Raw genomic sequence first — 17627 nt, 5'->3', positions numbered from 1 at the left:
TGCAATGGCTGGAACACCCGGAGCAACGATCCCTGCGACGGGCCTTCAGCGTCTGGCTGGGTCGAGTGGTCATCCCCGGCCGCTTCGGCGAAACGCTGGCACCACCGAACAATGACCTGCGGGAGATGGAAACCATGCTGGCCGAACGCGTAAAGGAATGGCAGCGCCGCTACGAGCAGCAGGGGCTGCAAAAAGGGCTGCAGAAGGGTCTTGAGCAGGGCCTGGAGCAGGGCCTGGAGCAGGGCCTGGAGCAGGGCCTGGAGCAGGGCCTGGAGCAGGGCCTGGAGCAGGGCCTGGAGCAGGGCCTGGAGCAAGGGCTGGAACAGGGGCGACAGCAGGGACTGCAGGAAGGCGTCACGCAGGGTGAAGCCGCGGTCCTCCTGCGTCTGATCGGCCGCAAGTTCGGTGCAGACGCCGCGGAAAAACAGCGGGAGCGGATCGAATCCGCCGATGCCGATACCCTGCTGATCTGGTCGGAACGCGTCCTGACCGCCCGCCACATCGACGACGTGTTCGGCGCGGCCTCCTGAAAGCAGCCCCTCGAGAAAAGGAGCTCAGGGGAACAGCCGCTGCCACCAGCGGCGGCGGCTGTTCGGCGGGGGCATGATGGCCTGCAGGTCTTCCGGCGGTACGGTGGACAGGATCCAGCCCGGCAGTACCCGCAGGCCCGACGAGCCGCAGGAGGATCCGAGGTTGTTGGGGTCGAAGATCTTCACGAAGCGCGGGGCCTCGCGGTCGTCCACGTAGACGATGCCGCAGTAGCTTTCGTCGTGATCGACCCGCAGCAACGCGTCCATCTCCGTGAGGAAGCGGTCCAGCTCGGCGGCACTCACCGGCGCCTGCGGCACCGCCTCGCCCACTGCGTAGACGTACCACTCGCCGTCGCGGGCCGTGACCCGCAGCGTGGCCCACAGCGCATCCAGCTGCTCCCAGTGCAGGATACCCAGCGCTCCGGATTCGTAGCGTTCCATGAAACCGGCGTCGGGGTCCGGACGATGATCTCGGGCAAAGCTCATGCAGGGCTCGCAACAGTGGTTACAGCGGAGACGGGCGTCATGTTAGAACGGCGTCCCCGGGGTCACAAGCGAAGCCGGCAGAGCCGGAAGGACGGCCGCGGGGAACCCGGAGGCACTTCGGGGGCTCTCAGGATCTGATCCCCCGTTCCAGCCAGCGAGTCGCGAGCATGCGCCGTATCACGCACGAAACCTCCCTGCAGGCCGAACCCGAGCGGGTCTTTGCCCTGCTCAGCCATGTCCCCAACTTCGTCGACCTGTGCGACCACGTGCGCACCATCGAGCCCCTGGGTGGCGAGCAGTACCGCTGGACCATCGTGGCGGCGGGGATGACCATGGATTTCGATGTCGAGGTCTGCAGCGCCGTGGAGCCGGAGCATTTCGCCTGGCGCTCGATCCGCGGCATCCACAATCGCGGCAGTTACCGCCTGCAGCCGGCCGGCGAAGGGCTGACCCGGGTCGAGTTCGAGCTGGAATACCGTCTCGGTAATCCGCTGGTGGAAGCGGCGGTGCGCAGGGCGGCGAGTTCGCTGGTGGAGCGCGTTTCCGGCCAGCTGATGCACCGGGCCCAGCAGCGCCTGGACGCGGAAGCCAACTCGAACGCCTGATCCCGCCGGCTCCGGACTCGCGCACCCGCCGCGGGCACCGAATCAGGGTGCCAGGGACGCACCCGAGCCGGGACGCGACTCCCCGGCACGCGAACCCGGACTCGGGCCCGGGCCGGCATCAGCGTCTTCCTGCGCCGGCCTCGCCGGCTGCTGCGCGCCCGCCCGCTCCAGCAGATCGCGCATGGTGCGCGCCCCCAGATGATGGCGACGGGCCACGTCCAGCTCTTCCAGCGCCGACTCCACCGCCGAATCACCGCGCAGGGTCCGCAGCGCCGGATCTTCCTGATCCTCCCGCAGGGCGTGCAGCACCTCCGCGACCGGTAGATGGCCGAGGTCGCGCCCCGGCACCAGACCGAGGGCTTCGGTGCGCCTCAGCAGTCCCGCGGCCTCCAGGGCCCGGGCTGCACCGCCCAGCGAGTTCCCGGGCACGTACAGCTCCGCGGCCACGTCATCGACAGTGGGCGGCGTGCGTCCTTCCACGAAGTGCCGCCCCACCACCTGCATCAGGTTGAGCCCCAGACGCTCGTGCGCCGCGGCCGACAGCCGCGGACGGCGGCCCCGCACGTTCATGTATTCCGGATGCTGCACGTAGAACGCCACGTTGGACCCGATCAGCAGGATCAGCCAGGCCAGATAGATCCAGATCAGCAACAGGATCATGATGGCGAAGCTGGAATAGATCGCGTCGTAGCGCGTGGAGCCCGCCACCATGTTGGCGAACACCCAGCCCATGCTCTGCCACAGCACGCCCGCGACCACGGCACCCGCGAGCGCCGGTGCCAGGCGCACCCGGGTGTTGGGCACGAACATGTAGATGAACGCGAAGGCCGCGATGATCAGCACATACGGCACCAGACGCGAAAGCTCGCTGATCACCCGCCCGAAGGGCTCCACCCCGGCGACCGCCTGCATCGCCTCGGAGGACATGACCGTCGCCGTGATCCCCAGCGCGGCGAACACCAGAAGCGGCCCGATCATGATCACCGACAGATAGCTGCTGAACCGCTGTGCCAGACTGCGCTGGGTCTCCACCCGCCAGATGGTGTTGAACGCGGCCTCGATCTTCTGCACGAGGGCCACGACCGTATACACGAGGAAGATCAGGCCGACCGCGCCCAGCGCCCCCACGCGCATGTTGTCGACAAACCCGACCACGTTGTGGGCGATATCCACACCCTGCTCGCCCAGCGGCTCCAGGAATTCCAGCAGCAGCGGTTCCACCGCGTTGTGAGCGCCAAATCCCTTGAGAACGGAAAAAGACAGCGCGAGCAGCGGCACGAACGACAGCAGGGTGGTATACACCAGACTCATCGCGCGCAGCGTCAGCTGGCCCTCGGCCGCTTCGCGGATCAGGGCATACAGCCCGCGCAGAATACCCAGCCCCAGCGCCTTCCAGCGCGGCATCAATGCCAGGTCGCTCTCCAGAACCAGGCGTTCCAGCCGATGCCGCGCGGCCTCCAGACGTGTTCCGAGGCTGGCGTTATCCCCCAATCCGGCAACCTCCCGCGCGGACCCCTTCGATCATTTCTGCCGCCATTCACCGCCCGAGCGATACCAGTAGCCGGTCGGCGCTTCCTCCACCCAGACACGGGCGAAAGTCTCGCGGATGCGGTCCTCCCAGTCGGGGCGGTCGTTGGCCCGGGCGATCTCGCGGTACAGCGAGCTGCGGTCGGAATTCTCCTCGCTGACCAGGCGCTGCACCTCGCTGCGCTCGCGCAGCGGCACCTCGGAGAGATCCCGGATGGCCACGTCGCCATCAGCACCGAAGCCGATGGCCCCGCTGCGAAAATGCGGCGCCAGCTGCGGCGCGCGCTCGCGCATCGATGCCCGGATACGGTTGACTGCCGGGGTCTCGACCTGCAGGTCCGGGTTGCTGGCCGCGGCCGGAGCGATCAGCCCCTCCAGCAGGCGCGCAAGCAGCGGGATCGAGCGCCCGCCGGCCGCATCCCCGGCATCCGAAGAGCCGCCGTCCATTTCCGGCACCGACTCGGGCTCGCGCAGCTCTTCGATGTCGTGGAACTGCAGGGCATCACGCACGATCGCGCGGGCGGCGTCCTCCGCCGCGGCGGCCGGGAAATAGATGTTGATGGTGACGCAGCCCGCGACCAGCGCGGACAGCAGGGCAAGTACGGGAACCCCGAACCAGGCTTTCATGGGCAGCTCCTTGGCAGGCACGGCTGGACAGTCATCATCCTACATTACATCAGCCGGTGGCTGACGAGGACATGAACGCGCCCATGCGCGTGCTCAGCGAACCTCCGGGGGCTCTCCGGCGGTCACCCGCGACAGTCCGCGCAGCAGTTCGTCCCAGTCCACACGCCGGTTATAGCCGATTACCTCGATCCGCGGCAGACCGCCGCCCTGGACCAGGGTAAAGCCGCCGTCCGGCCGGTCGGCCACCCCGCCAGATTCACAGACACCGTCCCGCAGCACGCAGCGAAAGCCCAGCCGGCGGTAGGAGAAGTTTTCGAAGAAACGCAGAAACACCGACGAAGCCGCCGCCTGCACCGGCCCGCCCAGCTCGGTGATGTTCTGCACCGCACGTTGCGAGATCCGGCGCCGGCCGGGGGCATCCGCCGGCGTGTGCACCGCCAGGTCCATGCGCACCGGACGCCAGTCGATCATGTGCAGATCCTCGAGATGCCCGGACAGCCGACCCTCGACCCGGCCCACGTCGAACGCCCGCGTGGCCAGGGCCAGGTCCAGGCGGTCCATGCGCGCCGACAGGCCCAACTCCGGGGTTCGTCCGAACAGGTCGCGGATGCGCACGTCGCGCAGCACCACGTCGCCGTCGAACACCTGCACCAGCAGCCGCCCCTCGACCGCCAGATCGCCGCGATCCAGGCGCACCTCCGGGATCATGCCGGCCAGGCGACCGGAGAAGCGCGGCCAGCCCAGGACCTCGGTCAATGGCTCCAGCGAGATCGCCTGCACCCCGCCGGTGAAACGCACATCCGGGCCGTCGGGGGTCAGGCGCAGGCCGAAGTCATCCACACGCAGGGCGCCATCAAGGATCGGGATGCGGGTCGCTTCCAGCAGGTCGATCCCGTCCGGCTGCGCGCGCACACGGGCGTCGAACCCGCCCAGCGGCAGGCGGAACAGATGCGCCCGTTCCCAGCCCAGATGCCCCGGGACTCCGGGCGCACCCGCCTGCCAGCTCAGGGCGCCGTCGCTGTCCGTCACGCCGAAACGCCCGCTCCCGTCCTCGGCGCTCAGGGCCTTCCAGCGCAGGGTCGCCGAACGCGGCTCGCCCCGCTCCAGCCCCAGCCGCGCCACCACGGAATCCCCGCTGAGCACCAGATCACGCCCCGGGGTACCGGCCAGCACGGGATCCAGCAGCACCGCATGCACCGCACCCGGGTCCCGTGCCTCGAGGCGGAAAGACCCCGAAGGAGCGATCGCCTCCGGCGGCCCGCTGCGGACCTCCTGACCGCTGAAAGCCAGCATCTCACCGAGCGAGCCGGACAGTTCCGCCACCTCCACCCCGGCCGCGAATCCGCCATCCGCCGGACGCAGGCCGTCCGCGCGCAGGTTCAAGGCCCCGGTCTCGTCCGGGTCCACGAACCACGGATCCACAAACACCGCGCCCTCCTCCAGGGTCGCGTCCAGGATCCAGTCCCCCTCCGTCTCGCGTGCCTCCAGGCGGCCGCCGATGCCCTCGCCCGCGCGCAGGCCGACCGCATCGGAGAAGCCCACGTCCCGCAGCCGCAGATCCACCCGGTGCCCGCCTTCCGCCGCCCCCTGCAACGCCAGATCCCCACGCCCCGACTGCAGGGTCACCAGCGGCTCTTCGGGCAGCCAGGGTGCCAGTCGCGGCGACTCCGCCAGCGCGACCAGATCCACCCCGGACAGGGCCAGTTCGGCCCGCCAGTCGTCGGCACCGGCCACGCGCAGCACGAATTCGCCACTCGCCCCGAACCAGCCGGGCCAGTCTCCGGCAACGCGCAGGCGGTTATGGCCGGTGTGCCAGTCCAGACGCAGCGGGTGTTCCTGCAGGACCAGATCCCCGCCGTCGGCGGACAGGCGCGCCTCGCGGCAGCGCCAGCCGGCGGTGGTCGGCACCAGGGACGGGCAATCCAGGCGTACTCCGGCGAGCGTGCCCACCGGCTCGGGCAGATGCAGGCGTTCGGCCCCGACGGTCACCGCCAGCCGGCCGTCGCGCAGGCGTGCGCGCGCCGTCAGGCCTTCGGCGTCCAGTGCCGCGTGCAGCCCCCGTTCGATCCGCAGGTCGACCGTCAGCCCCCCGGCATCCTCCGGGTCGGCACCAGTCGCCGCCGGTACCATCAGCACGAGCACCACAGCCCCGCCCATGCGCCGGACTGCCGGCCACCCCGCGCGCGCCATCCAGGCAGTCACCGCCCGGATGGCGCCCATCATGCCCCGGGCCGGTCGCCCGGCAGACGATCCCGCAACGGCCGCGCCGCCCGTGCCAGCCACTCGCGCAGCGCAAACCGCGAGGTCTCCAGCGCATCCACCGTGGGCACGAAGTCGCGCAGGCGCCATTCGCCGGCAGGACCACGAAAGCCGGTGGGTGCCGGGTCCGCCGCCAGCCCGGCCGCCTCGAAGCGCCCCAGCGCCCGCGGCATGTGTATCGCATGAGTGACCACCAGCACCCGCTCGACCCCGCTGCCCTGCAGATGCTGCGCCGTAAAGAAGGCGTTCTCGTGGGTATTGCGGCTGGCACCTTCAAGCCAGCGGGGATCCACGCGGAACTCGCGGCGCAGCGCGTCCGCCATCAGCTCCGCCTCGGCCGGCCGGCCCTCGGCCCCGGGACTGCCGCCGGACAGCAGCAACGGGAGACCGGTCCGGCGGTGCAGATGGGCGGCGAAACGCAGGCGTTCGAAGGTCAGGGCCGAGACATCGTCACCACCGGTGACGTGGTGGCGGCCGCTGGCCCGGCCGCCCCCCAGCACCACGATCGCGTCCGCCCGGCCGGTGGCCAGCGGCCGTTCGCGCAGATCCCGCTCCAGGGTCTGCGCCAGCGGCGCGGCGACGATGTTCAGGGACGGCAGGATCAGCGCGGCCAGCCCCAGGGTGACCAGCCAGCCGCCCCCGCGGCGCTCCGCGCCCCACAGCAGCAGCCCCGGGACCAGTAGCAGCACCGCCAGCCCCGGCGGCAGCAGCAGGTGTTCGAGGACGGTGGTGACCCCGGCGGCCATGTCCGACCGCGCCGCCCGTTACTTCTTGCCGGGGGCGTAGAGGTAGCGGGCGTAGGTCGCCACGTCCTCCGACACCCGACGAATGAGGTGATCGAGGCTGATGATGGCGAACTCCAGCACGTTCACCGCGATGTACGGGTGTTCCACCCGCAGGCGGTCGTACTTGGAGCGCGTCAGGCGCAGCAGGCGGGTGTTGTCGGTCAGCGCGCGCATGCGCACCCCGCGCGGGACGCGGTCGAAGAACGACATCTCGCCCGCCAGCTCGCCGGTCTCCATGCGCCCGACCTCGATCTCCTGGCTGCCGTCATCGTCATACAGCGCGGCCGTGCCACTGACCACGAAGAACAGTCCCTCGCCGACTTCCCCGATATCGGCGATGATCTCCTTGTGATGGGTCTCGACAACCTCCAGGTACTGCATCAGGGTATCGACCTCCGCGGGGGTCAGGGAGGCGGACATCGGATGCTTGGACAGAAATTCGGTCAGCAGGTCCCGGGTCATGGCACGGCTTCCTTTACGGCTTTCTCTGGGTTGAATACATAGAGTATAACGAACGTCTCTTCTGCGAGAGCCCGCATGATCGACATCGACACCCTGCGCCGCCAGCTGCCCGCGCGTCTGCGCCGTGGCAATCCGCTGGTCCTGACCCTTCACCCGCACGCCACGCGGGAGTCGGGCGACGACCTGCGCGCAACCACGCCGCAGGCCCTGCTGGCCGAGCCGCCGGTGCGGCGCGAATCACTGGTGCTGGTGCTGGACGTGCTGGCAGAAATGGACACCGCCACCGGGCAGCAGCTGCTGGGCGGGCTGCGCGACCGCTGGGCGGAGGAGACCCTGATCCTCCACCGCCGCCGCGATACCCGCTGGGACCTGAACGCCTTCCTCGCCCTGGGTTTCCGCCGCGAGCCGGCGGCGGAGACGGCCACGCCGGAGCATGCCGTCTACCGCACCAGTCTGTACGACTACAAGCTCACGCCCGACTGGCTGAACGCCCGCTTCTGGGCCAACCCGGAGATGTGGGACCGGGCGCGCTGGTAACGCGCGTTACCCTGCCACCTCATCGTGGACATAATCCACGACTTCCAGGCCGAAGCCGCCCAGCCCGTGGAAACGCTTGGGCGCCGACATCAGGCGCATCCGACCGACGCCGCAGTCGGCGAGGATCTGCGCGCCGATGCCGTACATGCGCCACTCGGCGGAATTCTCGCGCCCGCCGCCGCGTTCCTCGCCCGCCATCTGGCCCGTCTGACCCAGCTGCTCCAGCCGCTGGGTCAGGGCCTCGGGGCCCTCGTGCTTGCGCAGGATCACCACCACGCCCTCGCCCGCCTCGTCGATGCGCCGCAGCGCGTCGTCCAGCGGCCAGCCGCGATCCGGGCCGGCATAACCGAGGGTGTCGTGCAGCGTGTTCTCCAGATGCACGCGCACCAGGGTGTCGCGGTCCGGGCGGGGTTCGCCGCGCACCAGCGCGAAGTGCATCTCGTGATCCACCTCATCCTGAAACGCCAGCAGGCGGAACGTCCCGTGCTCGGTGGGGAACTCGCGCTCGGAGACCCGGCGCACGGTCTTCTCGTTCTCGATGCGGTAGCGGATCAGGTCCTCGATGGTGCCCATCTTCAGACCGTGCTCGGCGCAGAAGCGCTCGAGGTCCGGCCGCCGCGCCATCGTCCCGTCCTCGTTGAGGATCTCCACGATCACCGCGGCCGGCTCCGCGCCGGCCAGGCGCGCCAGATCGCAGCCCGCCTCGGTGTGACCCGCGCGCACCACCACCCCGCCCGGCTGCGCCATCAGCGGGAACACGTGCCCCGGCTGGACGATGTCTTCCGGCTGGGCGTTGGGCCCCACCGCGGTGCGGATGGTATGCGCCCGGTCATACGCTGAGATCCCGGTGGTCACGCCCTCGGCGGCCTCGATCGACAGCGTGAAGTTGGTGCCGTGCACGTCGTTGGTGTCGGTCACCATCAGCGGCAGGGCCAGCTGCCGGCAGCGCTCGCGGGTGAGCGTCAGGCAGATCAGCCCGCGGCCGTACTTGGCCATGAAGTTGATGTCCTCGGGGCGCACGTGCGAGGCGAGCATCAGGATGTCGCCCTCATTTTCGCGGTCCTCGTCGTCGACGATGACCACCATGCGCCCGGCCTCGAGTTCCGCGAGGATGGTTTCGGTATCGGAAAATTCCATGAACACCTGCCGTCGGGGCCCGCGCTCAGTCGCGCGGGCCGGAATGATTGGGAAAGCCCTGCTCGGCCAGCCAGTCCTCGGACAGCCCCGAGCCGCCGCCATCGCCGGAACCCGCGGCCGGGTCGGCCGCGCGCTCGCCCAGCATCAGGCGCTCCAGATAGCGGGCGATCAGGTCGACCTCCAGGTTCACGCGCGTCCCCGGGGCGTAGACCGAGAAGCGCGTCAGGTCCCGGGTATGCGGGATGATGTTGACCTCGAACTCGGCCCCCTCGACCCGGTTCACGGTGAGGCTGGTGCCGTCGATGGTGATCGACCCCTTGGCAGCGATATAGCGTGCCAGCGCCGCCGGGGCCCGGAACCGCACCCGGGTCGAACGGGCATCCGGCTCCATCGAAACCAGCTCGCCCACGCCGTCCACGTGGCCGGAGACCAGATGGCCACCGAGCCGATCGCCCAGCGCCAGCGCGCGTTCCAGATTGACCCGGTCGCCGCGGCCGAGATCGCCCAGCGTGGTCACCTCCAGGGTCTCGCGGCTGACATCGGCGGTGAAGCCGTCCACCGAGAGGTCGGTCACCGTCAGGCACACGCCATTGACCGCGATCGAGTCCCCGAGGTGTGTACCCGAAAAGTCCAGCCCCGGCGCACTGACATGCAGCCGGCGGTCGCCGCCGCTGGGCGTCAGGGTGTCGAGGGTGCCGAGGCTTTCGATGATGCCGGTGAACATGGCGCGGCCTGTCCGTGTGGAAATGCGGGGATCATAGCGAATTCGGGACCCCGCGGGGGAGAGCCCGCAACCGCAGGGTCTCGCCCAGCCAGCGGGACTCGACGACCTCCAGCTCCGCGCGCTCGGCCATGCGTCCGATGTCCCAGTCCACCATCGGCCGCCCGCCGGAGCCCAGCAGCAACGGGGCCTGGTACACCAGCCACTCGTCCACCAGCCCGGCGCGGGCCAGCGCACCGGCCAGCCCCGGACCGGCCTCCACGTGCAGCTCGTTGATCTCGCGGATGTGCAGCTCCGCCAGCAGGGCCTGCAGATCGAGGTGCCCGGCGGCGTCCTCCGCCGCCTCCGGCAGGACGATCAGGTCGGCGCCGCGCCCGCGCAGGACATCCGCGGCCGGACCCGCCGCCGCGGACTCGGTAGTGAGGACCCAGGTGGGTGAACCCTGCAGGATGCGCGCGGTGGGCGGGGTCCGCAGGCCCGAATCCACGATCAGCCGCAATGGCTGGCGCACCGGAAGATCGGCCAGCCGCGGCGATTCCGGCAGTCCGGCCGCCGCGGCCAGCTCCGTCGGACTGCGGCGCACGTTGAGCTGCGGGTCATCGGCCAGCACGGTGCCGCTGCCGGTCAGGATGGCCCCGGCCCGCGCACGCCACAGCTGCACGTCGTTGCGTGCGGCCTCGCCGGTGATCCACTGCGACTCGCCCGAGGCCATCGCCGTGCGCCCGTCCAGCGAGATCGCGGACTTGATGCGCACCCACGGGCGCCCGCGTTCCATGCGCTGCACGAAACCGGGATTCAGGGCCCGCGCCTCGGCCTCCAGCAGCCCGGTCTCCACCGCGATGCCGGCCGCGCGCAGGCGATCCGCCCCGCCTCCGCACACGCGCGGATCGGGATCCTCCATGGCGATCACCACGCGCCCCACCCCGGCGGCGATCAGCGCCTCGGTGCACGGCGGCGTGCGCCCGTGATGGTTGCACGGCTCCAGGCTCACGTACGCAGTGGCACCGCGCGCAGCGTCCCCCGCCGCCTGCAGGGCGTTGACCTCGGCATGCGCCTCGCCGGCCCGCCAGTGCACGCCGACGCCCACCTCGTGCCCGTCGCGCACGATCACGCAGCCCACACGCGGGTTGGGATCGGCGGTAAAACGGCCGCAATCCGCCAGCATCAGCGCGCGGTGCATCCATTCACGGTCGGCTGCGTTCATCGGGGTTCGCCGGAAGGGTTGTCGGGCGGGGGGTCTTCGGGGGACTCGTCAGCCGCGGCGCGCGCGGCCTCCTCGTCGATCAGGCGCAGCTGGTGGCGCCGCATCTCGGGACTCAGGTCGTCCTCCAGACGCTCGATGGCCTCGCGGAAGGACTGCACGCTGGCAAAGCTGAGATAGATGGAGGCAAACCGGATATAGGCGACATGGTCCAGCCCGTGCAGGGCCTCCAGGACCATCTCGCCTATACGGTCGGACTTGATTTCGGGGGCACTGGTCCCGGCCAGACGGCGCTTGATGTCGTCGATGACGTTCTCCACGTCCTCGGTGCGCACCGGACGCTTGTGCAGCGCCCGGCGCAGACCGCTGCGCAGCTTGTCGTCATCGAAGGCCACCCGCTCGCCGCTGCGCTTGACCACCCGCGGCAGGCTGAACTCCGCCCGCTCGAAGGTGGTAAAGCGCTCGTGGCACACGCGGCACTCCCGCCGTCGCCGGATCTGTTCCTGCTCGGGTCCGGCGACCCGGGAGTCGACCACGCGGGTGTCACTGGCACCGCAGGCCGGGCAGCGCATCGCCCCGGTTTATTCGCCGGCGCTGTACACCGGGAACCGGCGACAGATATCCAGGACCTTGCCGCGGACGTCGTCGATCACCTGCTCGTTGTCCATGTTGTCCAGCACGTCGGCGATCCAGCCGGCCAGTTCGCGGGACTCGGACTCGGTGAAGCCGCGGGTGGTCAGGGCGGCGGTGCCGATGCGGATGCCGGAGGTCACGAACGGCGACTGCGGGTCGTTCGGCACCGCGTTCTTGTTGACCGTGATGTTGGCGCGGCCGAGCGCGGCGTCCGCGTCCTTGCCGGTCATGCCCCTGGACACCAGGCTCAGCAGGAACAGGTGGTTGTCGGTGCCGCCGGAGACGATGTCGAAACCGCGCTCGACCAGCACTTCGGCCATCGCGCGGGCGTTGGCGATCACCTGCTTCTGGTAGGTCTTGAATTCCGGCTCCAGGGCCTCCTTGAACGCCACCGCCTTGCCGGCGATCACGTGCATCAGCGGGCCGCCCTGGGTGCCCGGGAAGATCAGCGACTGGAACTTCTTGTTCAGTTCCGGCTGGCCCTTGGAGAGGATGAAGCCGCCGCGCGGACCGCGCAGGGACTTGTGCGTGGTGGAGGTAACCACGTGGGCATGGTCGATCGGGTTCGGGTACTCGCCGGCGGCGATCAGGCCGGAGACGTGGGCCATGTCCACCATGAGGTAGGCACCCACGGAATCGGCGATCTCGCGGAAGCGCTTCCAGTCCACCACCCGCGAGTAGGCGGAGAAGCCGGCGACGATCATCTTCGGCTGGTGCTCGGTGGCCAGACGCTGGACCTCGTCGTAGTCGATCAGGCCCTCGTCGGTGATGCCGTACTGCACGGCGTTGTAGATCTTGCCGGAGAAGTTCGGCTTGGCGCCGTGGGTCAGGTGGCCACCGGCGTCCAGGCTCATGCCCAGCACGGTGTCATGCGGCTGCAGCAGGGCCATGTACACCGCCGCGTTGGCCTGCGAGCCGGAATGCGGCTGCACGTTGGCGTAATCGGCGCCGTAGAGCTGCTTGAGGCGGTCGATGGCCAGCTGTTCGACCACGTCGACGTGCTCGCAGCCGCCGTAGTAGCGCTTGCCCGGGTAGCCCTCGGCGTACTTGTTGGTCAGCACCGAACCCTGCGCTTCCATCACGCGCGGGCTGGTGTAGTTCTCCGAGGCGATCAGCTCGATGTGCTCTTCCTGGCGCTGCGCCTCCTTGCGGATCGCGCTCCAGAGTTCGTCATCGTAGCCGTTGATGCTCATGTCGATCGAAAACATTCGGTGACTCCCGTTGGGTTCTAGGCAATTCGGGCGCGCAGCGGCCCGCCACAAGGCGCCCAACCGGCCGCGGACGGCGGCCGGAAGGTCGAGACCGGGCGGGGTACGGCGCCGGAAAGGTCCAATACCATACTGGATTCGGCCGGGATTTTCAGGACCGCCCGCCGAACGCCCGGCTGAACGGACTATTCAGCCAGCCACTCGCGACGCACTACCCAGGTCTCGGCGATGAAGTCGTGCAGGGCGCGGCGCTGCCGGGTGAAGGCCACCATCAGGTAGCCGATCATGAACAGCAGACCGGACAGGAATTCGGCGAAATGGCGGCCGGTCGCGCGGGCGAAGCTGATGCGCTCGCCATGCCAGTCGACCACCCGCAGCCCCACCACCATCTTGCCGATGGTCGCGCGGTACTGCGAGCTGTGCATGCCGGCGAAATAGAACCAGCCAACCAGGATGTTCACGAAGGTCCAGGCGGTGTCCGCATCGGTCCATTCCTCGGTGTGCATGGTTTCCGGGCTGATCATCGCCTGCACCACGGTCAGCGGGATACCCAGGATCACCCCGTCGATCAGCACCGCCAGCACGCGCCGCCAGAAGCCGCCGAATGCCGCACGATCCTGCGGCGGCCCCTCGGCCGGCACCTGTCCGGACCCGCCGGAAACGGGAGGTGGCGCTTCGCCCCGGCCTGAACCCGACTCCGGATCCATGCCGGAGCCGTTCGGCTCCGACGGCTCGCGGTCGAAATCCAGCGAACGGCCACAGGCCTTGCAGAAGGCCGCGTCGTCGGGGTTCTCGGTTGCGCAGTGCGGACAGGTTCGGGTCATGCATCGCTCCTTCGATGTCAGGTCATTACACCGCTGTCGGCCAGTCCGTCAAAGATGAACTGAACCGCCAGCGCGGACAATAGTACGCCCATGATGCGCGTGAGCACGTGCGCGCCGGTGACGCCCAGCCAGTGCTGGATGCGCACCGCGACCAGCAGGCACACCAGCGCCAGGGCCATGATCGCGATCAGCGCCCCGATCACCACCGCCTGCGCGGCCAGATCGCCGCTGGCACGGCTCATCATCAGGATGGCCGCGCCCATCGCCCCGGGTCCGGCCAGCAGCGGCGTGGCCAGCGGGAACACCGATAGGTCGGTGCGCGAGCGTGCCTCGCGGGTCTCGTCCGGGGTGGCCGAGACCCCGCCGGAGCTGCGCGCGAACACCATGTCGATGCCGATCAGGAGCAGAAGGATACCACCGGCGGTATACAGGGCCGGCAACGAGATCCCCAGCACCCCCAGCGCGGCCTCGCCGAACAGCGCGAACGGCAGCAGGATGGCGGTCGCCAGCAGCGCGCCGCGCCAGGCCATCGCGCGGCGCTGCGCCGGATCCATGCCGCGGGTCAGCACCGCGAACACCACCGCCACGTCCACCGGGCCGACGGTCACGAAGAAGGTGGTCAGGGCAACAATGCCCAGTTCCAGCATGCGGCGTTCTCCCGGTCGCGGGGATGGCGGATGTCAGCGCGCGCGCTCCACGTCGCGCGCACAGGCAAAGGGCGGCACCTCATCCAGGCGCGCCGCCAGCGCATAAGCCACCGAAGGTGCCATGTTCGCGACCACCATCTCCACCCCGATGACCCGGCAAAGTCCGTGCACCGCCTTCAGCCAGTCGTAGTAGAGGGCATCGACCACCGGCACGCTGTCGAGGTCGTAAATCAGTCGTCGGGCCCGCGCCGCCTGAAGATAATCCCCCAGCGCGACCAGATAGCGGTCCGGCTCGCCGGGATCCAGGCCCTCGCCCGGCTCCAGCAGCACCGCGTCCGCCCCGATCCGGGTGAGATGCATGCCCCGGACCATCGGCGCGCCCGTCAGGCCGGGGTCCGGGCGTCGGCCATCCGCACGCCCAGCCAGTGGAAGGCCTCCTTCAGCCCTTCGGCCAGGGTCGCGCGGGTCGTCACGTCGCCCAGATCGATGTTGAGGCTGGTGAGCGCCCGGGCGATCTCCGGCCGGATCCCGGTCAGCACCGGACGCGCACCCATCAGGCCGATCGCACGGATCATCTGCACCAGATGGTGCGATACCTGGGAATCGATCGCCATGACCCCGGTGACATCCATCAGCACCACGCGGGCCCGGTCCTGCTCGATGCGCCCGAGCAGCTTTTCCATCACCACCATGGTGCGCGACGAATCCAGGGTACCGATGATCGGCAGCGTCAGGACGCCGTCCCAGATCTCGGTGATGGGCGTGGAGATCTCGCGCAGTTCGGCCTGCTGCGCCTCGATGGTGCTTTCCTTCTGCTCCAGATACACCCGATAGACGTCCAGGATGATATCGTTGAACACCCCGGCCAGCAGGAGCAGGGTCTCGCGGGTCTGTTCGGGCGTGATCTCCGCGTCGCGCCCCAGATCCTCGATCATCACGTTCTGCATGAACTGCAGATAACGCACGAACTCCTCCATGTCGCCGCCCCGCATCAGGATCTGCTGCGACATGGTGGTGAAGAACTGCTGCAGCGCACGGAACTCCTCGCTGGAGCGGTCCGACCGCCCCTCGTGCTGCAGCAGCATCACGAACAGCTCCATGAACTCCACGGAGTAGTCGCTGATCTCCTCGCGCGACAGGATGTTCCCCTGCACGAAGATGTTGTGACCACGCTCCTCGATCACCCCGGAAATCCGGCCGACGTTGACCATCAGCTGCTCGACCAGGATCTCGTTGGCACTGCGGGTCTCGCCGTCCTCCCGATTCATGTTGCCCCCTGTCATGATTCCTCCTCGTTTTTTGTTGTGTTTCCCCGGCCTGCCGTCAAAGGCGGATGACCAGCAGCGACTTGTCATCGTTGCTGCGCCCCAGCACCTGGCCCAGCACCAGCGCCAGCAGCTGCGGATGCCGGCGCCACAGACCGGGAAAGCTGGCCAGGCTCCAGTTGCGCCGGATACCGTCCGAGGCCGTGAGCACCAGCGCATGCGGGGGGAGGTCCAGCCGGATCTCCTCGCAACTGCGATGATCATGCCCGAGAATGCCCGGCGCCATCTCCAGGCCACGCCGCTCCCCTTCACGCACGACCCAGGCGTTCATGTCCCCAACGCCACACACCCGGGCGCCGCGTTCCGCCACCATAACCTCGCCGGCAATCCCCACCGCCCCGCGCGAGCCGCTCAGATCACGGCTCAGCCGGTGCAGCACTTCCGCGGGCGAGTCACCCGGCTCGCCCGGTCGACAGCGTCCCGCCACCGCGGTTGCGGCCTCCACTCCGTGGCCCAGGCCGTCCATATGGACCCAGCGCAGACCGTGCCGGTCCACCGCGAGGTCCGCGCAATCTCCGTTGTGCGGCGCGTCGTGCAATGCCCGCAGGTAACGGCCGAAGGCCGGACCGGGCTCGTCCTGTCCGTTGTCCCCGGGGCGAAAACGGGCCCATGCCGCGGTCCCCTGCCACGGTGTACCGGCGGCCTGCGTCGCGGGAACACTGTAGAAATCGGAATCGTCGGCCAGGCGCCGCACGGTGCCCAGCCCCTTGCCCAGGGTCCCCGAGGTGGTATGACCGTCGGCCAGGGCCTGGTTCAGGTCCGCGATCCCCGGACCGAAATCCATCGCGAACAGGTCGAGCGCGGGCTCCGGCGAGCGCTGCTCCCAGATCTGCACCAGTCCGGTCCCGCGCGCGTATTTCATCTGGTTGGTCACGAGCTCCTGGCAGACCAGCAGCATGCGCTCGCGCTTGATCTCGCCGAAACCCAGGCGCCGCGCCACGGTCTTCAGCCGCGACTGCAGCAGGACCTGCCCGCCGGCGCGCGCCGCCGCCTGCTCGCTCAGCAGGGCATACGGCTGACGCGCGGGCGGCACGGCGCTCACGCGCGGACTCCCGGGGCCGCGGCCGCCGGTGCGTCGGGGACCTCGAGCTCGAGTTCGGTGGCCACCTGCCCGCGGCCACGGTGCTTGGCCAGATACAGTGCCGCATCGGTGCGGGCCACCAGCTGCTCCGGAGCGTCACCGTCCGCCCGCTGCCCCACGCCGATGCTGACCCGGCCTTCCATCGCCGCGAGCACGCGCTGCGCCACGCCGGCCGCCGCGTCGCGGTCACCGAACACGATAATGGCGAACTCGTCGCCCCCGGTGCGGCAGGGGAGGTCCACGTGTTCGCGGATGGCTGCACGCATGGCGTCGGCCATGCCACGCAGGTAATCATCCCCGAACTGATGGCCGTGGGTGTCGTTCATCTGCTTGAAGAAATCCAGGTCCAGCAGTACCAGACTCAGGGGCTCGTCCTGCCGGGCACAGTGCAACAGGGACTCTTCCAGGCGGGCATCGAAGGCGCCACGGTTGAACAGACCGGTCAGGCTGTCCGTCTCGGCTTCGCGGATCGAGCGCTGGAGTTCGGCCTTCTTGCGTTCCAGATCGGCCTCGAGTTCGGCCATCTCGGCCGCCGCCCGCTCGCGGGCGCGTTCCAGTTCGGCGGCGAAGCGGGCATTGCGTCGGCGCAGGAGCTCGGGATCGGTGGACTCGGAACCCCGCCGCAGGCGGCGCGACAGGGCCTCGAGCGAGGACTCCGAGGGGTCTTCGGGGACACGATCGAGACGTTCACGGCGCGCGTGTCCCCCCGCCTCTTCCCAGCACAGGGCGAGTTCGCGCCCGTGGGCCACCAGCGCCACCTGCAGCCCGCCCTCCACATTGGCGGCCGCCTCGCGCAGCGCGTGCAGAAGGGCATCGAAACGGGCGGTGGCCCGGAACGGGCTGCCGCCCAGGGCGACCACCGCATCCAGGGCGAAACGCGCAAGCCGGCGCCGATCGGGCTCCACACAAACCGACAATTCCAGCAGACGCTTCTCCATGCCGCCCCACTCCCTGTTCCGTGCCCGGATTGTGCCCCAGTCCGGGCGCCGCGTCATGCATGGGCGGCCGGGCCCGACCGGAACCCGCCGCACA

19 protein-coding genes and 1 pseudogene are annotated in these 17627 nt (G+C 69.5%); 3 read left to right on the top strand and 17 right to left on the bottom strand.

Annotated elements, in window-relative coordinates:
- A pseudogene (locus G020_RS15410) lies at positions 1–530 on the top strand (transposase); the annotation flags it as partial.
- Between the two features lie 24 nt (positions 531–554).
- On the opposite strand, the gene G020_RS0112840 reads toward G020_RS15410, so the two are convergent.
- Positions 555–1016: a hypothetical protein gene (locus G020_RS0112840; protein WP_024329882.1), complete on the bottom strand. Its 462-nt coding sequence runs from the start codon at positions 1014–1016 to the stop codon at positions 555–557.
- 167 nt (positions 1017–1183) lie between these two features.
- On the opposite strand from G020_RS0112840, the gene G020_RS0112835 reads away from it, so the two are divergent.
- Positions 1184–1621 carry an SRPBCC family protein gene (locus tag G020_RS0112835; RefSeq protein WP_024329881.1) on the top strand — a complete coding sequence of 146 codons (438 nt, stop codon included), beginning with the start codon at positions 1184–1186 and terminating at the stop codon, positions 1619–1621.
- 42 nt (positions 1622–1663) lie between these two features.
- Here G020_RS0112835 and G020_RS0112830 read toward each other — a convergent pair whose 3' ends face one another.
- From G020_RS0112830 to G020_RS0112810, 5 genes are all read right to left on the bottom strand, one after another.
- Positions 1664–3112 carry a YihY/virulence factor BrkB family protein gene (locus G020_RS0112830; protein ID WP_024329880.1) on the bottom strand — a complete coding sequence of 483 codons (1449 nt, stop codon included), beginning with the start codon at positions 3110–3112 and terminating at the stop codon, positions 1664–1666.
- 30 nt (positions 3113–3142) lie between these two features.
- Entirely contained in the window at positions 3143–3775 is a 633-nt protein-coding gene (locus tag G020_RS0112825) for a YdbL family protein (protein ID WP_024329879.1), read from the bottom strand.
- Positions 3776–3868: 93 nt separating this feature from the next.
- The gene (locus tag G020_RS0112820) at positions 3869–5995 is read right to left on the bottom strand and encodes a hypothetical protein (protein WP_024329878.1); all 2127 of its coding nucleotides are present in this window, start codon (positions 5993–5995) and stop codon (positions 3869–3871) included.
- A complete protein-coding gene (locus G020_RS0112815) occupies positions 5995–6780 on the bottom strand; it encodes a YdcF family protein (RefSeq protein ID WP_024329877.1) in 786 nt (261 codons plus the stop codon). Before G020_RS0112815 ends, G020_RS0112820 begins: the two co-directional genes overlap by 1 nt.
- An 18-nt stretch (positions 6781–6798) precedes the next feature.
- Positions 6799–7281: a Crp/Fnr family transcriptional regulator gene (locus tag G020_RS0112810; RefSeq protein ID WP_018946299.1), complete on the bottom strand. Its 483-nt coding sequence runs from the start codon at positions 7279–7281 to the stop codon at positions 6799–6801.
- Between the two features lie 75 nt (positions 7282–7356).
- On the opposite strand from G020_RS0112810, the gene G020_RS0112805 reads away from it, so the two are divergent.
- Complete coding sequence (locus G020_RS0112805; protein ID WP_024329876.1) at positions 7357–7818, top strand: DUF6231 family protein; 462 nt, start codon at positions 7357–7359, stop codon at positions 7816–7818.
- A gap of 6 nt (positions 7819–7824) precedes the next feature.
- Here the strand turns inward: G020_RS0112805 and ribBA are convergent, their stop codons facing one another.
- From ribBA to G020_RS0112750, 11 genes are all read right to left on the bottom strand, one after another.
- On the bottom strand, positions 7825–8955 hold the full coding sequence (ribBA, locus tag G020_RS0112800; protein WP_024329875.1) for a bifunctional 3,4-dihydroxy-2-butanone-4-phosphate synthase/GTP cyclohydrolase II: 1131 nt from the start codon (positions 8953–8955) through the stop codon (positions 7825–7827).
- A 25-nt stretch (positions 8956–8980) separates the two neighbouring features.
- Positions 8981–9679 (bottom strand): riboflavin synthase, encoded by a 699-nt coding sequence (locus tag G020_RS0112795; RefSeq protein WP_024329874.1) that lies wholly within the window; start codon positions 9677–9679, stop codon positions 8981–8983.
- A gap of 31 nt (positions 9680–9710) precedes the next feature.
- The gene (gene ribD, locus G020_RS0112790; protein ID WP_024329873.1) at positions 9711–10880 is read right to left on the bottom strand and encodes a bifunctional diaminohydroxyphosphoribosylaminopyrimidine deaminase/5-amino-6-(5-phosphoribosylamino)uracil reductase RibD; all 1170 of its coding nucleotides are present in this window, start codon (positions 10878–10880) and stop codon (positions 9711–9713) included.
- Positions 10877–11449 carry a transcriptional regulator NrdR gene (gene nrdR / locus G020_RS0112785; protein WP_018946304.1) on the bottom strand — a complete coding sequence of 191 codons (573 nt, stop codon included), beginning with the start codon at positions 11447–11449 and terminating at the stop codon, positions 10877–10879. The genes ribD and nrdR overlap by 4 nt, the downstream gene beginning before the upstream one ends.
- A gap of 9 nt (positions 11450–11458) precedes the next feature.
- On the bottom strand, positions 11459–12718 hold the full coding sequence (glyA, locus tag G020_RS0112780; RefSeq protein WP_024329872.1) for a serine hydroxymethyltransferase: 1260 nt from the start codon (positions 12716–12718) through the stop codon (positions 11459–11461).
- A gap of 185 nt (positions 12719–12903) precedes the next feature.
- Positions 12904–13542: an RDD family protein gene (locus G020_RS0112775; protein WP_024329871.1), complete on the bottom strand. Its 639-nt coding sequence runs from the start codon at positions 13540–13542 to the stop codon at positions 12904–12906.
- 17 nt (positions 13543–13559) lie between these two features.
- Positions 13560–14189, bottom strand: coding sequence for a MarC family protein (locus G020_RS0112770; RefSeq protein WP_019569051.1), 630 nt, complete (start codon positions 14187–14189; stop codon positions 13560–13562).
- 33 nt (positions 14190–14222) lie between these two features.
- Complete coding sequence (locus G020_RS0112765; protein ID WP_024329870.1) at positions 14223–14561, bottom strand: hypothetical protein; 339 nt, start codon at positions 14559–14561, stop codon at positions 14223–14225.
- An 11-nt stretch (positions 14562–14572) separates the two neighbouring features.
- Complete coding sequence (locus G020_RS0112760) at positions 14573–15472, bottom strand: STAS domain-containing protein (protein ID WP_024329869.1); 900 nt, start codon at positions 15470–15472, stop codon at positions 14573–14575.
- Positions 15473–15512: 40 nt separating this feature from the next.
- Positions 15513–16556: a SpoIIE family protein phosphatase gene (locus G020_RS0112755; protein WP_024329868.1), complete on the bottom strand. Its 1044-nt coding sequence runs from the start codon at positions 16554–16556 to the stop codon at positions 15513–15515.
- Positions 16553–17533 carry a diguanylate cyclase gene (locus G020_RS0112750; protein ID WP_024329867.1) on the bottom strand — a complete coding sequence of 327 codons (981 nt, stop codon included), beginning with the start codon at positions 17531–17533 and terminating at the stop codon, positions 16553–16555. Before G020_RS0112750 ends, G020_RS0112755 begins: the two co-directional genes overlap by 4 nt.
- Positions 17534–17627 lie beyond the last annotated feature (94 nt).

The organism is Thioalkalivibrio sp. ALR17-21, from assembly GCF_000420185.1.
Taxonomy (GTDB): Bacteria; Pseudomonadota; Gammaproteobacteria; order Ectothiorhodospirales; family Ectothiorhodospiraceae; genus Thioalkalivibrio; species Thioalkalivibrio halophilus.
Note: the sequence above shows the minus strand (reverse complement) of the source record. Positions and strands in the feature narration are given on the sequence as shown.

What these genes read in the sequence shown, in the direction of transcription:
- G020_RS0112760 (WP_024329869.1), bottom strand. Translation starts at nt 15,472, where the DNA reads ATGACAGGGGGCAACATGAATCGGGAGGACGGCGAGACCCGCAGTGCC.
- G020_RS0112840 (WP_024329882.1), bottom strand. Translation starts at nt 1,016, where the DNA reads ATGAGCTTTGCCCGAGATCATCGTCCGGACCCCGACGCCGGTTTCATG.
- G020_RS0112825 (WP_024329879.1), bottom strand. Translation starts at nt 3,775, where the DNA reads ATGAAAGCCTGGTTCGGGGTTCCCGTACTTGCCCTGCTGTCCGCGCTG.
- nrdR (WP_018946304.1), bottom strand. Translation starts at nt 11,449, where the DNA reads ATGCGCTGCCCGGCCTGCGGTGCCAGTGACACCCGCGTGGTCGACTCC.
- G020_RS0112820 (WP_024329878.1), bottom strand. Translation starts at nt 5,995, where the DNA reads ATGGGCGCCATCCGGGCGGTGACTGCCTGGATGGCGCGCGCGGGGTGG.
- G020_RS0112810 (WP_018946299.1), bottom strand. Translation starts at nt 7,281, where the DNA reads ATGACCCGGGACCTGCTGACCGAATTTCTGTCCAAGCATCCGATGTCC.
- G020_RS0112815 (WP_024329877.1), bottom strand. Translation starts at nt 6,780, where the DNA reads ATGGCCGCCGGGGTCACCACCGTCCTCGAACACCTGCTGCTGCCGCCG.
- glyA (WP_024329872.1), bottom strand. Translation starts at nt 12,718, where the DNA reads ATGTTTTCGATCGACATGAGCATCAACGGCTACGATGACGAACTCTGG.
- G020_RS0112765 (WP_024329870.1), bottom strand. Translation starts at nt 14,561, where the DNA reads ATGGTCCGGGGCATGCATCTCACCCGGATCGGGGCGGACGCGGTGCTG.
- G020_RS0112795 (WP_024329874.1), bottom strand. Translation starts at nt 9,679, where the DNA reads ATGTTCACCGGCATCATCGAAAGCCTCGGCACCCTCGACACCCTGACG.
- ribBA (WP_024329875.1), bottom strand. Translation starts at nt 8,955, where the DNA reads ATGGAATTTTCCGATACCGAAACCATCCTCGCGGAACTCGAGGCCGGG.
- G020_RS0112775 (WP_024329871.1), bottom strand. Translation starts at nt 13,542, where the DNA reads ATGACCCGAACCTGTCCGCACTGCGCAACCGAGAACCCCGACGACGCG.
- G020_RS0112770 (WP_019569051.1), bottom strand. Translation starts at nt 14,189, where the DNA reads ATGCTGGAACTGGGCATTGTTGCCCTGACCACCTTCTTCGTGACCGTC.
- G020_RS0112750 (WP_024329867.1), bottom strand. Translation starts at nt 17,533, where the DNA reads ATGGAGAAGCGTCTGCTGGAATTGTCGGTTTGTGTGGAGCCCGATCGG.
- G020_RS0112805 (WP_024329876.1), top strand. Translation starts at nt 7,357, where the DNA reads ATGATCGACATCGACACCCTGCGCCGCCAGCTGCCCGCGCGTCTGCGC.
- G020_RS0112835 (WP_024329881.1), top strand. Translation starts at nt 1,184, where the DNA reads ATGCGCCGTATCACGCACGAAACCTCCCTGCAGGCCGAACCCGAGCGG.
- ribD (WP_024329873.1), bottom strand. Translation starts at nt 10,880, where the DNA reads ATGAACGCAGCCGACCGTGAATGGATGCACCGCGCGCTGATGCTGGCG.